The 16,201-nt window shown below is 70.3% G+C and carries 11 protein-coding genes and 1 pseudogene; 10 read left to right on the forward strand and 2 right to left on the reverse strand.

Translation table 11 applies throughout. The features are described from left to right. Nucleotides 1-552: 552 nt before the first annotated feature. The 5 genes from fusA (at nt 553) to ACVW19_RS29615 (ending at nt 6,424) form a co-directional block, all read left to right on the forward strand. A complete protein-coding gene (gene fusA / locus ACVW19_RS29595; RefSeq protein WP_457463213.1) occupies nt 553-2,628 on the forward strand; it encodes an elongation factor G in 2,076 nt (691 codons plus the stop codon). Between the two features lie 477 nt (nt 2,629-3,105). After that, entirely contained in the window at nt 3,106-3,618 is a 513-nt protein-coding gene (locus ACVW19_RS29600; protein ID WP_457463214.1) for a toxin-antitoxin system HicB family antitoxin, read from the forward strand. An 81-nt stretch (nt 3,619-3,699) separates the two neighbouring features. Next, entirely contained in the window at nt 3,700-4,542 is an 843-nt protein-coding gene (locus tag ACVW19_RS29605) for a DUF4097 family beta strand repeat-containing protein (RefSeq protein WP_457463216.1), read from the forward strand. Nucleotides 4,543-4,604: 62 nt separating this feature from the next. Then, nucleotides 4,605-5,636 (forward strand): ATP-binding cassette domain-containing protein, encoded by a 1,032-nt coding sequence (locus ACVW19_RS29610; RefSeq protein WP_457463217.1) that lies wholly within the window; start codon nt 4,605-4,607, stop codon nt 5,634-5,636. After that, the gene (locus tag ACVW19_RS29615) at nt 5,633-6,424 is read left to right on the forward strand and encodes an ABC transporter permease (RefSeq protein ID WP_457463219.1); all 792 of its coding nucleotides are present in this window, start codon (nt 5,633-5,635) and stop codon (nt 6,422-6,424) included. The genes ACVW19_RS29610 and ACVW19_RS29615 overlap by 4 nt, the downstream gene beginning before the upstream one ends. A gap of 189 nt (nt 6,425-6,613) precedes the next feature. Here the strand turns inward: ACVW19_RS29615 and ACVW19_RS29620 are convergent. Next, a pseudogene (locus ACVW19_RS29620) lies at nt 6,614-7,171 on the reverse strand (pyridoxamine 5'-phosphate oxidase family protein). A 166-nt stretch (nt 7,172-7,337) separates the two neighbouring features. Further along, nucleotides 7,338-9,179, reverse strand: coding sequence for a coagulation factor 5/8 type domain-containing protein (locus ACVW19_RS29625; RefSeq protein ID WP_457463220.1), 1,842 nt, complete (start codon nt 9,177-9,179; stop codon nt 7,338-7,340). A 245-nt stretch (nt 9,180-9,424) separates the two neighbouring features. Here ACVW19_RS29625 and ACVW19_RS29630 point away from each other — a divergent pair, with 245 nt between their 5' ends. The 5 genes from ACVW19_RS29630 to ACVW19_RS29650 all read left to right on the forward strand — a co-directional run bounded on the left by ACVW19_RS29630 (nt 9,425) and on the right by ACVW19_RS29650 (nt 16,130). Further along, nucleotides 9,425-10,741 carry an ABC transporter substrate-binding protein gene (locus tag ACVW19_RS29630; protein ID WP_457463222.1) on the forward strand — a complete coding sequence of 439 codons (1,317 nt, stop codon included), beginning with the start codon at nt 9,425-9,427 and terminating at the stop codon, nt 10,739-10,741. Between the two features lie 14 nt (nt 10,742-10,755). Next, the gene (locus tag ACVW19_RS29635; protein ID WP_457463223.1) at nt 10,756-11,745 is read left to right on the forward strand and encodes a carbohydrate ABC transporter permease; all 990 of its coding nucleotides are present in this window, start codon (nt 10,756-10,758) and stop codon (nt 11,743-11,745) included. A 37-nt stretch (nt 11,746-11,782) separates the two neighbouring features. Further along, complete coding sequence (locus ACVW19_RS29640) at nt 11,783-12,622, forward strand: carbohydrate ABC transporter permease (protein ID WP_457464836.1); 840 nt, start codon at nt 11,783-11,785, stop codon at nt 12,620-12,622. 72 nt (nt 12,623-12,694) lie between these two features. Continuing rightward, nucleotides 12,695-14,053 carry a GH1 family beta-glucosidase gene (locus ACVW19_RS29645; protein ID WP_457463225.1) on the forward strand — a complete coding sequence of 453 codons (1,359 nt, stop codon included), beginning with the start codon at nt 12,695-12,697 and terminating at the stop codon, nt 14,051-14,053. A 163-nt stretch (nt 14,054-14,216) separates the two neighbouring features. Continuing rightward, entirely contained in the window at nt 14,217-16,130 is a 1,914-nt protein-coding gene (locus tag ACVW19_RS29650; RefSeq protein WP_457463226.1) for a discoidin domain-containing protein, read from the forward strand. Nucleotides 16,131-16,201: the final 71 nt, after the last annotated feature.

Below are 16,201 nucleotides of genomic sequence, written 5' to 3' on the forward strand. Positions count from 1 at the left end.
TCCCCGTCACATGGGGGGGCTGTGGGTTCCGCTCCACTGGAGTTTCCCCGTTGCGCAGCGGTGGCTTCGCCGTCCCGGACGGTCTGTCATGTTCTCGGCCGCGTGATCCGGGGGCCCCGATTCTGGTCATGCGGGCCGTGGACCCTGGGGTCCCGCTCTCTCGAAAGCGGACCGGACGTCGGTCTCGTTCCTCGTGAAAAAGCCGTGGCTCCGTCCGCCCGCCCCTCCCTACACTCGGCACCGAGCAGGCGTTGCCTCGATGCGGGGCCGCGCGTTCGAGACCGTGAGGGGAGTCCGGCCATGCGTGACCACACCGCTGCAGCCGTTCTCCGGACCCGGTCCGTCCGCTCCGAGGTGCTCCTCGTGTCCTCGGCCGTCCGGTGCCCGCTGCGCGGCCGGTACCGGATGCCGTGACGAGACCGACTTATTGGCGTTCCGTCACGTCACATGGTGGTGACGGTTCTTGGGCACGCAGGTGTCCCCGTCGCCCGACCGTGGGTCTCGTCCGGGAATCGCGCTGCCCTGTCACAGAGCACCGAAAGGCCACGGGCCATGCGCAACCCCCTGCACACCGACCCCCTCGCCGCCGTCCGCAACCTCGGCATCCTCGCTCATGTCGACGCCGGCAAGACCACCGTCACCGAGCGGATCCTGTACGCCACCGGCACCACGCACAAGCGGGGCGAGGTGCACGACGGCACCACCGTCACCGACTTCGACCCGCAGGAGCGTGACCGGGGTATCACGATCTTCGCCGCCGCCGTCAGCTGCACCTGGGACGGTCACCGCATCAACCTGATCGACACCCCGGGGCACGTCGACTTCGCCGACGAGGTCGAGCGCTCGCTGCGCGTACTCGACGGCGCGATCGCGGTGTTCGACGCGGCCGCCGGCGTGGAACCGCAGAGCGAGTCGGTGTGGCGGCAGGCCGACCGGCACGGTGTGCCGCGCATCGCGTTCGTCAACAAGATGGACCGTGCCGGTGCCGAACTGGACGCCGCCGTCGCCTCGATCCGCGCGCGGCTGCACCCCTCACCTCTGGTGGTCCAGCTGCCGATCGGTGCCGAGGACGCCTTCACCGGTGTCGTCGACCTGATCCGCGGGCGGGCGCTGACCTGGACCGATGACGGTACGACGGCCCACGAGGGCCCCGTGCCGGACGACCTGCGGGAGGAGGCCCGCCATCGGCGCCGGACGCTGGAGGAGGCCGTCGCCGAACTGCATCCGGGCGCGCTGGAGGAGTTCTGCGACACGGGCGTGCTCAGCGCCCGTACGCTCACCTCCGCCCTGCGCGACCTCACCCGCAGTGGCGAGGGCGTCGTCGTGCTGTGCGGCTCGGCGTACCGCAACCGGGGCGTCGAGCCGCTGCTGGACGCCGTCCTCGCCTACCTGCCGTCCCCGCTCGACGTGCCGCCCGTGCGCGGGACGCGCGAGGACGGCACCGGTGAGCAGGACCGTCCAGCCGACCCCGAAGCACCCTTCGCCGCCCTCGCGTTCAAGGTGAACGCCACGTCCACCGGACGACTGACCCACCTGCGCCTGTACTCGGGAACGATCGAGAGGGGAGACACCGTGTGGGACGCGACCGCCCGCCGCACCGAGCGCATCGGCCGCATCCTGCGGGTCCGGGCCGACCGGCACGCCCCGCTGGACCGGGCGGTCGCCGGGGACATCGTCGCCGTGGTCGGACTGAAGTCCGCCCGTGCCGGATCGACCCTGTGCGCACCCTCCGCCCCGCTGGTCCTGGAACCTCCGGGTGTCGCCGAGCCCGTCGTGTCCGTGGCGCTCGAGGCACTCCGGGGTACCGACACCGGACGTCTGGCGTCGGCACTCGCGCGGCTCGTCGAGGAGGACCCCTCGCTGGTGGCGCGGACCGACCCGGAGACCGGTCAGACGGTGCTGTCCGGCATGGGGGAACTGCATCTGGAGGTCGCGGTGGAGAAGATCCGGCGCGATCACGGGCTGGCGGTCAACGTGGGCCGTCCACGGGTCAGTTACCGGGAGACTGTCGATCGCGGGGTGTCCGGGTTTGTCTTCCGGCACGTCAAACAGGACGGCGGGGCGGGTCAGTTCGCCCACGTCGTGCTCGACGTCGAGCCGTTGGACGCCTCGGAATCCGGGTCCGGAGCCGGGGCCGGGTTCGAGTTCCGCTCGGCCGTCGTCGGCGGGCGCGTGCCGCAGGAGTACGTCCGTGCGGTCGAGACCGGCTGCCGGGACGCCCTGGCCGAGGGGCCGTTGGGCGGTCATCCGGTGACCGGTCTGCGCGTCACGCTCACCGACGGGGCGACCCATGTGAAGGACTCCTCGGACACCGCCTTCCGCACCGCCGGCCGGCTCGGGCTGCGGGAAGCCCTGCGGGCCTGCGCGATGGTGCCGCTGGAACCGGTGGTGGAGGCCACCGTCACCGTGCCCGAGGAGACGGTGGGCGGGGTGCTCGGCGATCTGGCCGCGCGCCGCGGCCGGGTGACCGGCTCGGCCACCCGGCCGGGCGGCACCGTCGTCACCGCGACGGTGCCGCTGGCCGAACTGTTCGGCTACGCGACCCGCCTGCGCAGCCGCACCCAGGGCCGCGGCACCTTCACCACCCGGCCCACCGGTTACGCACCGGCACCCGTCCCGGCACGGTAGCCGCAACGCCGGCCCGCACCCGCGGCCAGGACGGTGGCCCCTCCCGCGCCCGCACGCGGAAGGGGCCACCGTCGACGGCGCACGGCGGCCCGCTCCGGCCGCCGGCAGCGGGTGCCTGCTCCGAACACCGCGGCGGCTCGTCCCGGTGAAGTCGGTGAACGTCATCGTCGAGACCCAGGACGCGCTCGCGCTCGTGCCGTCCCGAGGTGGGCTCGGGCTCAGCGGCAGACCGCGAGGTGGGGCAGGCCGCCCCATGACGGCAACCCTGGCTCGCATGAGCCCGGGCGCAGCCTGGCGCCACTCGGTGCCATCTGGTGCCATTCTGTGGACCCAGGAGTGCATGAGTGCGCATGGCGCCGCAATCGCTCGGGTGGGAGTCAGTGCATTTTCGCAGGTCAAGCGAGTGATCTAAGCATCGAGCCGGAGATGTCGCCTGACGGCTTGCGTGTGGCGCCTAAGTGGTGTCACCATGGCGCCATGGACCTCACCCCGTATGTCGACACTCTCCGCCGCGAACTCGCGGTGGCCGCCGAGGCCGGCGGGGAAGATGCGCGCGAACTGGCCGAACGGCTCACCGCTCCGCTGGAGTCGGCGACCCGCCTGACCCTGCTCAATGTGCTCTCCGCCGCGATGGCCGAGATCACCCGTGAGCTCGCCCCCGGCTCGGTCGACGTACGGCTGCGCGGTCTGGACCCCGACTTCGTGGTGACACCGCCGCCCGTCGGCGGCCCCGTGGAGCCGGCCGCGCCCGTCGAACCGCTCAGGGCGCAGGCGCCCGCCGAAGGCGACGAGGGTGGCACCGCCCGAGTCAATCTGCGTCTGCCGGCCCACCTCAAGGCACGCGCCGAGGAGGCCGCGAGCCGCGAGGGCCTGTCGGTCAACGCGTGGCTGGTGCGGGCCGTGTCGGCCGCGGTCGACGGCGGCACGCGACCACGGCCGACGGAGAAGACCCAGACCATCGGACAGAGCTTCACGGGCTGGGTGCGCTAGCCGCACCCAGCCCGCACCACTTCACCCACACCGCGTCCCACCAGCGGGGACGTCCGGAAGACGCAAGAGGACGGGACAGCCATGCCTTCTTTCGACACTCCCGAACCGATCTCGGTCACCGCGCACGTGGATGCCGGTTCCATCCGGTTCACCGCGGGCGACCGTCCCGACACCGACGTCGAGGTGCGGCCCCGCGACCCGAAGAAGGAGTTGGACGTGCGGACGGCCGCCCAGACCGAGGTCACGTACGCGAACGGCGTCCTGACCGTCAGGACGCCCAAGTCCAACCTGTTCGGCCGCACCGGCACCGTCGACGTGACGGTCGAACCGCCCACGGGCTCGCACGTCGACGTGACCGGTTCCTGGGTCCAGGTGCTCGGCGAGGACCGGCTCGGCGAGGTCCGCGTGAAGACCTCCTCCGGCGACGTCCGCCTCGACACGACCGGTCCGCTGAAGCTGACCGCGTCGCACGGCTCGATCACCGTGGACCGGGTCGAGGGCATGGCCGAGATCACCACCAGCTCCGGCAGCCTGCGCGTCGGCCTCGTCGACGGCCCCGCCGTCCTGAAGAACTCGCACGGCGCCACGACCGTCGGCGTCGCGACCGGTGAGCTGCGGGTGAGCGGCGCCAACGGCGACATCGAGATCCGGCGCGCCGAGGACTCGGTCACCGCCACCACCGCCCACGGCACCCTGCGCGTGGGCGAAGTGGCCTGTGGCACTGTCCAGTTGGAGACCTCCTACGGCGCCATCGAGGTCGGCGTCCGCGAGGGCACGGCCGCCTGGCTCGACGTCAGCTCGGACTCCGGCCAGGTGCGCAACACGCTCACCGCGTCCGAGGCCCCGGAGGAGACCGAGGGCACCGTCAAGGTCCGCGCCCGCACCCGGTACGGCAACATCGACATCCGTCGAGCCAAGGCCTGACCCCAGGAAGAACCGGCCTCAACTCACACCCCCGCCGCTTCAGCCTTCGAATGGGAGGGCCCATGCCTTCTTTTGTCATGCCCACATCCAAGAGGAGTGACGGTCGCCTGTCGCCGGCCGCCGTCTCCGCCGTCGGTCTGCGCAAGTCGTACGGCGACAGGACCGTCCTCGACGGCATCGATCTGCGCATCCCGGCCGGGTCCGTGTTCGCGCTGCTCGGGCCGAACGGCGCCGGCAAGACCACCGCCGTGAAGATCCTGTCCACACTCGTCGCCGCCGACGGCGGGCAGGCCCAGGTCGCGGGCCACGACCTCGCCGCCGACCCGCAGGCCGTGCGTGCCGCGATCGGCGTCACCGGGCAGTTCTCCGCCGTCGACGGGCTGATCACCGGCGAGGAGAACATGCTTCTCATGACGGACCTGCACCACCTCTCCCGCAGCGAGGGGCGGCGGGTCACCGCCGAGTTGCTGGAGCGGTTCGACCTCGTCGAGGCCGCGAAGAAGCCCGCCCAGAGCTACTCCGGCGGCATGAAGCGCCGCCTCGACATCGCCATGACCCTCGTCGGCAACCCGCGGATCATCTTCCTCGACGAGCCGACCACCGGCCTCGACCCGCGCAGCCGCCACACCATGTGGCAGATCATCCGCGCACTCGTCTCCGACGGCGTCACCGTCTTCCTCACCACCCAGTACCTGGAGGAGGCCGACGAACTCGCCGACCGCATCGCGGTGCTGAACGACGGCAGGATCGCCGCCGAGGGCACCGCCGAGGAACTGAAGCGGATGATCCCCGGCGGGCACGTCCGGCTCCGCTTCCTTGACCCGTCCGCGTACCGGAGCGCCGCCCTCGCGCTCCGCGAGGTCACCCTCCCGGTCGAGGAGGCGCTGGTGCTGCGGATCCCCAGCGACGGCAGCCAGCGCGAGCTGCGCTCCCTCCTCGACCGGCTGGACTCGGCCGGCATCGAGGCGGACGAGCTGACCGTGCACACCCCCGACCTCGACGACGTGTTCTTCGCCCTGACCGGCGGCTCCACCGTGCCGAGTCGGCCCAACCAGCCCAACCAGCCCAACCAGCCCAAGGAGGATGTCCGATGAGCTCCCTCTCCCTCGCCGTACGCGACTCGTCCACGATGCTGCGCCGCAACCTCCTGCACGCCCGGCGCTATCCGTCCCTCACCCTGAACCTGCTGCTCACCCCGGTCATGCTGCTGTTGCTCTTCGTCTACGTCTTCGGTGACGTGATGAGCGCGGGCATCGGCGGCGGAGGTCCGGACCGCTCCGAGTACATCGCGTACATCGTCCCGGGCCTGCTGCTGATGACCATCGGCAGCACGGTGATCGGGACCGCGGTCTCCGTCGCCAACGACATGACCGAGGGCATCATCGCCCGCTTCCGCACGATGGCGATCCACCGCGGTTCGGTGCTCGTCGGACATGTCGTCGGCAGCGTGCTGCAGTCGATCACAAGTGTGGTCCTCGTGGGAGCCGTCGCCGTGGCCATCGGCTTCCGGCCCACGGATGCCGGCGTCCTGGAGTGGCTGGCGGCGTTCGGGCTGCTGGTGCTCTTCGCCATGGCGCTCACCTGGGTCGCGGTCGGCATGGGACTGGTCAGCCCGAACGCCGAGGCCGCCGGCAACAACGCGATGCCGATGATCCTGCTGCCGCTCCTCTCCAGCGCCTTCGTCCCGGTCGACGCCATGCCCGGCTGGTTCCAGCCGATCGCCGAGTACCAGCCGTTCACGCCCGCCATCGAGACCCTCCGGGGCCTGCTGCTCGGCAGCGAGATCGGCCACCAAGGGTGGCTCGCGGTCGTCTGGTGCCTGGGTCTCGCGGTGCTCGGCTACTTCTGGTCGACCTCGAAGTTCAACCGCGACCCGAAGTAACCGCCAGGACAGCGCGATCCGCCTTCCGCGACTCGCCCCGCCCGAGGGCGGCGTACTCCGACACCGCGTCGGAGTACGCCGCCCCGTCGGCGTTCCCGGTCGTCTGCCGAGCCTGCTCCGCGGATGTCGCCGGCCGGAACTTCCTTGGCGCACTGAGCCGTTCGGTCGGCACGCCGTTCGCCCGGTTGCTCAGAACACCCACCGAGTATGGCTGTACACCCCGTCGTCCCGGCCGAAGCCGTACGCCGTGGCCGGGGCCACCGCGAACACCACCGCGTCCCCCTTCCGGAACGCGTCCCCGAGCCCGTGGAAGGTGCCCTCGGGTGAGGTGATGTGCGGTCCGTACTTGGCCTCCTACGCCGCGATCACCTCCTCCAGCAGCGCAGGATCGGCAACCGGCTTCGCCTCGCCCTCGACCACCAGGTCGAGTCCTTCGGTGAGCGAGTTCGCGCCAGTGGTCAGCGCGCAGTGCGCATTGCGTGCGAGGTTCCTCGCCTTCTGCTCACCCCGGCCGGTGGAGAAGTACAGCACACCGTCGTGCCAGGTCGCGATCACGGGCGTGACGTGCGGCTTGCCGTCGGGCCGCACCGTGGACACCCAGAAGATCTCGGCTGCCTCCAGTCGCCGCCGGGCCTCGGCCCACTCGGTGGCGGTGACGTCCGCGGCACCCGGGCGGGGATTGAGCGCGGAGCTGTAGCGGGTGTCGAGCTCGGTCGTGGGGTGCTGTGCGGGGTCCGTCATGGGCATGGCGGATCTCCTTTCTTTCCACCCATAACGACGTACGGTCCGCGCCGGAATCATCGGTACGCCCGTTCGTGTCCGTGGCGAGTCGGTCGCTGTGTGCACAACCGGCGCTGTCGCGGTGCGCGCTCCGACCGCCGGCTCCGTTCGGAGCGCGCACCGCGTACCGGGATCAGGGGTAGGACACCACCTTCGACGGCACGGTGTCGGTCCCCGACGTCGGCGAACCCGTGTCGTTGATGACGCACTCGTACTGCCCGTGGCCGCTGAGCGACACGACCAGCAGGTGGTGGAAGCGCACCCCCGGACGGTTCGGGGCGGCGAAGCCGTGGTGCTGCACGATCGACGGGTTCACGTTGTAGTAGCAGTAACTCCCCATGCCCCAGCCCTCGTGGGTGGTGACGTGGTCGCCGACCCTGTACGCGGCGTAGCCCTTGATCGAGCCGTTCTGGACGGCGGCCTGGTTCGGCGCGTCGTAGGCCTTCTCGTTCTGGAAGAAGATCGTGCGCCCGCGTTCGCCGTTCCACTGCACGTCGTACTTGTTGAAGTGTTCGACGAACAGGCCGGTCGCCAGGACGTCGTGGCCGTTGACGACGACGCCGTAGTCGCAGCGGTTGGTCTCCCAGCCGACGCCCTCGCCGTGGTCGGCGCGCCAGATCCAGGTGTGGTCGACGATGGTGTGCCGGGCGTTGACCACCATGCTGGTGGTCGCCTTTCCGGGGCCCGCGCCGCCGATCCGGATGAACACGTCCTGGACGGTGATCGGGTCGGCCGAGTGGTCACGGGAGGCGCCGTCCGGGCCGATCTCCACCAGGGTGCGCGAGTTGACCGGTCCGGCGTCGACCAGGAAGCCGGCCAGCCGTACGCCGTCGACGTCGGCGACCTTCAGGGCGGTGACGCCGTTGTCGGGGATCAGGGTGGCGTAGCCGAGGCCGAGGACGACCGTGCCCGCCCGGTTGACCCGGACCGGCTGGTCGACGTGGTAAATGCCTGGCGTCAGCAGCAGGTTGAGGCCCTGGTCGAGCGCCTGGTTGAGGGTGGTAGCGGAGTCGCCGGGCTTGGCGACGTAGAAACGGTCCAGGGCCAGGGAGGTGCCGCGCGGGGTGCCGTTGCCCCAGGTGACGCCGCGCGCGTTGGTGCGCAGCGCGGGCAGGAACACGCGGTAGTCGGCGCCGGCCAGGTACAGGAAGGGCTTCTCGCGGGAGATCGGCGTCCGGTCGAGCGTGGTGTAGGGCGGCTCCGGGAAACTCTGCGCGGGGGCGCCCACGACCCCCGAGAACACCATGTTCCACACGGCGTTGGTCCAGCCGCCGACCGAACTGTCCCGGGTGTACCACTGCTGCTGCGAGTACGGGCCGACCGTGCCGTCGATCCGGCTGTCGGCGATGTAGCCGCCGCTGGCCCATCCGTAGCCGGCGGGTGCGAGGTTGAGGCCGCCGCGTATGTGCATCCGGCGGAAGGGGGCGGCCTGGGCGACCGCCCAGCGGTTGGTGCCGTTGACCGGGACGAGGGCCAGGTTCTCCGCCGAACGCCAGAAGTTCTGGGTGGCGTTGCCGTCGAACCAGCCGGCGTCGACCGTCACGTCGCCGTTGATGGTGGTGTCGTCGGGGGAGAGGCCGAGGCCCGAGATCGAGGTGTAGAAACCGAGTTGGGCGTTGAGTCCGTGGTAGGTGCCCGGCTTGAAGAGGAACTGGTAGCGACCCGGGCCGAACTGGTCCGATTCCTGCCGGGCGAACACCTCGTCCAGCTTCGCCTGGATACCGGGTGTGGACGGGTCGAAGACGATCACGTTCGGACCGAGGTCGCCGCCGGCCCGCAGTCGGCGCGGCTTCCCGGGCTTCGCCGCGACGGAAGGGGCGGCCGGCGCGGCGGGGGCGGTCGGTGCGGCGGAGGCCGTGGTGGTCAGCGCAGCCAGTACGGGGGCGGCGGCCGCGGCTCCGAGGACGGCCCGGCGTCGGACGGCGGCACGGGAGTCGTCGGAGGACGGCTGGGCGGAGGGGGAGTCGGAGATCATGGGGGGCTCTCCTGGTTCAGGAAGTGAACGGTGTGGGGGAGTTGGGAGCGCTCTTTCGCCGCTGATGGTTCATCCGTGGAACAGATGAGTCAAGAGGTGCGGCGAGAGTTGGGTGACTCCGTCAAAACCCTTGACGTGCCGCCTTCAGAGGGTTTAACTCACGTCCTAAATTAAGCCATGAGTCGCCGACCCCGCCATCCTTCTCCACTCCCTGCCCGCACCCCCGGAAAGGCACATCAGGAGCCATGCGCAGTATCCGAGCCGCGGCCACCGGCGCCGTCATCCTGTCCCTCGCACTCGCCGCCTCGGCCTGCGGAGGCGGTTCGAGCACGGGCGGCGGGTCCGGCGACTCGCCCGAGGAGCTCACTTACTGGGCCTCCAACCAGGGCGCCAGCGTCGAGATCGACAAGAAGGTGCTCCAGCCCGAGCTGGACAAGTTCGAGAAGCAGACCGGCATCAAGGTCAAGCTCGAGGTCGTGCCCTGGTCCGACCTGCTCAACCGGATCCTCACCGCGACCACCTCCGGCCAGGGCCCGGACGTGCTCAACATCGGCAACACCTGGTCCGCCTCGCTCCAGGCGACGGGCGCGCTGCTGCCGTGGGACGCGAAGAACTTCGACAGGATCGGCGGCAAGGACCGCTTCGTCGACTCCGCGCTCGGCTCCACCGGCACCGAGGGCCAGGACCCGGCCGCCGTCCCGCTGTACTCGATGGCGTACGCCCTCTACTACAACAAGCAGATGCTCGCCGAAGCGGGCGTCGACGCCCCGCCCGCCACCTGGGACGAACTGGTCGCCGCCGGCAAGAAGGTGTCCAAGGACGGCAAGTGGGGGATCGGCATGGAGGGTTCGAACCCCTCCGAGAACATCCACCACGCCTTCGTCTTCGCCCAGCAGCACGGCGCCGACTTCTTCACCGCCGACGGCAAGCCCGACTTCACCAACGACGGTGCGGTCACCGCGGTCAAGCAGTACGTCGACCTGATGGCCAAGGACAAGATCATCGCCCCGGGCAACGCCGAGTACGCCCAGAACCAGTCCGTGAGCGACTTCGCCAAGGGCAAGACGGCGATGCTGCTGTGGCAGTCCGCGTCCGCCAACCTCACGTCCCAGGGCATGAGCGAGGACGACTACGGCATCGCGCCGGTGCCCGTGCAGTCCGGCACCCCGGGCGCGGGCAAGCAGGTCAACTCGATGGTCGCCGGCATCAACCTGGCCGTCTTCAAGAACAGCGACAACCTCGACGGCGCCACCGAGTTCGTGAAGTTCATGACGAGCGACGCCGAGCAGAAGATCCTCAACACGGCGTACAGCACCATCCCGCCGGTCAAGGCCGCCCAGGAGGACGCCGCCTTCGACTCCCCGGCCAACGCCGTCCTGAAGGAGACCCTCGCCGCCAGTGCCGTGGCGCTGCCGCAGGTCCCCGACGAGTCCCAGTTCGAGACCGCCGTCGGAACGGCGATCAAGGACCTGTTCGCCGACGCGGCCGGCGGCCGCGAGGTGACCACCGGCTCGGTCAAGGCCGCGCTCACCAAGGCCCAGCAGCAGATGCCCAAGAAGTGAGCCCCGACACCGCCATGACCGCCACTGCCCCAGGGGAGGCCGCCGTGCGGAAGACGTCCCCCGGTGCGGCGCGCGGCCCCCGCCGCCGCCCCGGGCGGATCCGCCGCATCGGACTGCCGTACCTGCTCCTGCTGCCCGCGCTGCTCCTCGAACTCCTGGTCCACCTGGTGCCGATGGTGATCGGCATCGTCATGAGCTTCAAGGAGCTCACCCAGTTCTACATCCGCGACTGGGGCACCGCCCCGTGGGCCGCCCTCGACAACTACGAGGTGTCGGTGGACTTCGACGCCCCCGTCGGCGCGGCCCTGCTCCACTCCTTCTTCGTCACCGTCGCCTTCACTGTGCTGTCGGTCGGCCTGTGCTGGCTCATCGGCACCGCCGCCGCGATCTACCTGCAGGACACCTTCCGCGGCCGCGGTCTGCTGCGCGCCCTGTTCCTGGTGCCGTACGCGCTGCCGGTCTACGCGGCCGTCATCACCTGGGTGTTCATGTTCCAGCACGACAACGGCCTGGTGAACCACGTCCTGCACGACCAGCTCGGCCTCACCGACAAGCCGTCCTTCTGGCTGATCGGCGACAACAGCTTCTTCGCGCTGCTGACGGTGTCCGTGTGGAAGGGCTGGCCGTTCGCCTTCCTGATCGTCATGGCAGGCCTGCAGAACATCCCCCGCGAGCTGTACGAGGCCGCAGCCCTGGACGGCGCCGGGATGATCCAACAGGTCCGCCGCATCACCCTGCCGTCACTCCGGCCCGTCAACCAGGTCCTGGTCCTCGTCCTGTTCCTGTGGACGTTCAACGACTTCAACACCCCGTTCGTCCTGTTCGGCAGGACCGCCCCCGAGGCCGCGGACCTCATCTCGGTCCACATCTACCAGGCGTCCTTCGTCACCTGGAACTTCGGCACCGGCTCCGCCATGTCCGTCCTGCTCCTGCTGTTCCTGCTCGTCGTGACGGGCGTGTACCTCGTACTCACCTCGCGCGGACGGAGGCCGTCGCATGCCTAGTCCACCGAGGGCGACGGTCGCCTCCCCGGCATCGCCCATGGCCCCGCCCCGCTCCTTCCTCTGGTCCCGGCGGATCTTCCTCACCCTGCTCACCGGTTTCGTGATGATCCCGGTGTACGTCATGATCTCCAGCTCGCTGAAGCCGCTCGCGGACGTCACCGGCACGTTCCGCTGGTTGCCGAGCGAGTTGACGATCCGCCCGTACATCGACATCTGGTCCACCGTCCCGCTCGCCCGGTACTTCGTGAACTCGCTGATCGTGGCGGGCGCGGCGACCGTCTGCTCGGTGGTGATCGCGGTCTTCTCCGCCTACGCGGTGAGCCGCCACAGCTTCCGCGGCAAACGCGTCTTCACGGTGACCGTGCTGTCGACGCAGATGTTCCCCGGCATCCTCTTCCTCCTCCCGCTGTTCCTCATCTACGTCAACATCGGCAACGCCACGGGCATCGCCCTGTTCGGCTCGCGCGGCGGCCTGATCCTGACGTACCTGACCTTCTCCCTCCCGTTCTCCATCTGGATGCTGATCGGCTACTTCGACTCGGTCCCGCGGGACTTGGACGAGGCCGCGCTGGTCGACGGCTGCGGTCCGCTCGGCGCGCTCTTCCGGGTCGTCGTGCCGGCCGCGATCCCCGGCATCGTCGCGGTCGCCGTCTACGCCTTCATGACGGCCTGGGGCGAAGTGCTGTTCGCGTCGGTGATGACCAACGACACCACCCGCACCCTCGCCGTGGGACTCCAGGGCTACTCCACCCTCAACGACGTGTACTGGAACCAGATCATGGCCGCCTCACTCGTGGTGAGCGTCCCCGTGGTCGCCGGTTTCCTGCTCCTGCAGCGCTACCTCGTCGCCGGCCTGACGGCGGGAGCCGTCAAGTAACACACCGGGCCGACACACCTGACGGATCAACGCACCCGACGGATCAACGCACCCGACATCGAAGGGACTTCTGTGACCATCGACTACGCCGCCCTCCCGCACGACTTCCTGTGGGGTACGGCCACCTCGGCGTACCAGATCGAAGGAGCCGTGGCCGAGGACGGCCGCTCGCCGTCGATCTGGGACACCTTCGCGCACACCCCCGGCACCATCGACAACGACGACCACGGCGACACCGCCTGCGACCACTACCACCGCTGGCGCGAGGACATCGACCTGATGCGCCGCCTCGGCACCAACGCCTACCGCCTGTCCCTCGCCTGGCCCCGGGTCGTCCCCGGTGGCGACGGCCCGGTCAACTCCAAGGGCCTGGACTTCTACGACCAGTTGACCGACGGCCTGCTCGAGGCGGGCATCACCCCGTCCGTCACCCTCTACCACTGGGACCTGCCGCAGGCCCTCCAGGACCGCGGCGGCTGGCCGGAGCGTGACACCGCCGAGCACTTCGCCGCGTACGCGTCGGCGGTCGCCGAACGCCTCGGCGACCGCGTGCACCACTGGGCCACCCTCAACGAGCCCCTGTGCTCGGCCTGGATCGGCCACCTGGAAGGCAAGATGGCGCCGGGCCTGACCGACCTGACGGCGGCGGTCCGCGCCTCCTACCACCTGCTGCTGGGCCACGGCCTCGCGACGCGGGCGATCCGCGCCGCCGCCCCGAACGCCCAGGTGGGCATCGTCAACAACCTCTCCACGATCCACGCCGCCACCGACAGCCCCGAGGACCGGGCGGCCGCCGCCCGCATGGACGGCCACACCAACCGCTGGTGGCTGGACCCCGTGCACGGCTACGGCTTCCCGGCCGACATGCGCGAGGTCTACGGAGTCGATCTCCCGGAGCGACCCGGGGACCCGGCGACCATCGCGGCCCCGCTCGACTGGCTCGGCCTCAACTACTACTTCCCCCAAGTGGTGGCGGCCGACCCCGACGGCCCGGCACCGCAGGCGGCCTTCGTGCGCCGCGCCGACGTCCCGCGCACCGGCATGGACTGGGAGATCGACGCGAGCGGTATCGAGACGCTGCTGCTGCGCCTGACGAACGACTACGGCGCACGCAAGCTCTACGTCACCGAGAACGGCTCCGCCTTCCCGGACGTGGTCCGCCCCGACGGCACGATCGACGACCCGGAACGCCAGGACTACCTGGAACAGCACCTGGCCGCCTGCGCGTCCGCCGCCCGCAAGGGCGCCCCGCTCGCCGGCTACTTCGCCTGGTCCCTGCTGGACAACTTCGAGTGGGCGTACGGCTACGACAAGCGCTTCGGCCTCGTCCACGTCGACTACGCCACCCAGACCCGCACCATCAAGGGCTCCGGCCACCGGTACGCGGACATCATCCGCGGCCACGGGGGCCGGGCACGGCGGGCGGCCTGAGGTTCGTCGACGATCCGGTGGGCGCGGGTACGGAACCCGCGCCCATCGGGTCGCCCACGACCCGATGCCCTCGCTGAAATGTCATGAGCGCGCCATTTCGATCACTGTCGCAGTGAGTCAGGGGAACCGGCACCCCACTCCGCCCCCCACCCAGGAGAGCTGTATGCCATCCCGTACTCCTCGCACTTCCCGCATCCTGCGCACCCCGCGCATCCTCTTGACCGCTCTCACCACCGCCGGCGTACTGACGGCGGGCCCCGTCTTCGCAGCACCCGCTCCCGCTCCCGCTCCCGGAACCGCGGCGGCCGCCGCCTGGGACACCGACCGCGCGGCAACCGCGTACACCGCCAACCCGGCAGGCGTCACCGCCTCCGGCAGCGAGAACGCGGGCACGGCCCCCGGCCTCGCCTTCGACGGCAACGGCTCGACCCGCTGGTCCAGCGACTTCGCGGACGACGCCTGGATCCGCGTCGACCTGGGAGCAACCCTCCGCATCGCCCGCGTCACCCTCGACTGGGAGGCGGCCTACGGCAAGCGCTACGTCCTGGAGGTCTCGAGGAACGGCACGGACTGGACCCCGTTCTACACGGAGACCGCCGGCACGGGAGGCTCGGTCACGGCGCACACGTACCCCCAGGAGGTGACCGGTCGCTACGTCCGGATGCGCGGCCTGGAACGCGCCACCGCGTGGGGCTACTCCCTCTACTCCTTCAAAGTCCACGGCGGCGAACCGGCCCCGGCCTCCACGACCCGCACCAACCTGGCCCTCCACCACCCGGCCTACACGAACCTCTACCAACACGCGGGCAACTCACCCGCGTTCGTGACCGACGGCGGCCGGCCCGCCGACCTGAAGGCCGATCAGACCCGCTGGTCCAGCGACTGGAACGCCGACCGCTGGATCTCGGTGGACCTCGGCGCCCGTTCGACCGTCGACACGATCGACCTCTACTGGGAGGCCGCGTACGCGGTCGACTACGAACTCCAGGTCTCCGACGACAACCGCACCTGGCGCACGGTCCACCGTCCGTCCGCGTCGGAGGTGGCGGCCCGTCGCGCCGACGTGAAGTCACCGGCGGAGGCGAAGGGCGTGCACGACACGGTGAGACTCGCCCAGCCCGCCACCGGTCGCTACGTCCGCATGCTCGGCAAGGAACGTCGCTCCTTCCACAACCCGGCTCCGGCGACAGCCCAGTTCGGCTACTCCCTCTACGAGTTCCAGGTATGGGGCACCGGCGGCAGCGCGGCGGCGGCCTACCCGGCTCTCCCCGCCGATCAGCCCGGCACGTACCGGACCACGTTCTTCGACGACTTCACCACGCCCTCCCTGGACCGCTCCAAGTGGCGCGTGGTCCGCACCGGTACGGAGATGGGCTCCGTCAACGGCGAGGCGCAGGCGTACGTCGACTCCACGGACAACATCCGCACGGAGAACGGCACCCTGGTCCTGGAGGCCGAACACTGCAAGGGCTGCACCCGAGCAGGCGGCGGGACCTACGACTTCACGTCCGGCCGCATCGACACCAACACCAAGTTCGACTTCACCTACGGCAGGGTGAGCGCCCGCATGAGGCTCCCGGTCGGGGACGGCTTCTGGCCCGCGTTCTGGCTCCTGGGCAGCAACGTCGACGACCCGTCGGTCTCCTGGCCCGCCTCCGGCGAGACCGACATCATGGAGAACATCGGTTACGGCGACTGGACCAGCACGGGACTGCACGGTCCCGGCTACTCGGCCGACGGCAACATCGGTGAACGCCAGACCTACCCGGGTGGCGGCCGCGCCGACCAGTGGCACACCTACGCGGTCGAGTGGACCCCGACCGGCATGCGCTTCCACGTCGACGACCGCCCGGTCCAGGAGACCACCCGCAACAAGCTGGAGTCGACGCGGGGCCAGTGGGTCTTCGACCACAACCAGTACGTGATCCTCAACCTGGCCCTGGGCGGCGCCTACCCGGCCGGCTGGAACAAGGTCACCACCCCCTACTGGGGCCTCCCCCAGTCGAGCGTGGACCGCATCGCGGCCGGCGGAATCCAGGCCGAGGTGGACTGGGTACGGGTGGAGCAGAAGGGCTAGCCGGTGCTACGACCGCCCGGACGGGACCGGCCCTCTCCGGGCCGGCCCCAAGGGGCTTGACGTCGCCCTCA

The sequence above is a fragment of the Streptomyces sp. TE5632 genome, from assembly GCF_054061295.1.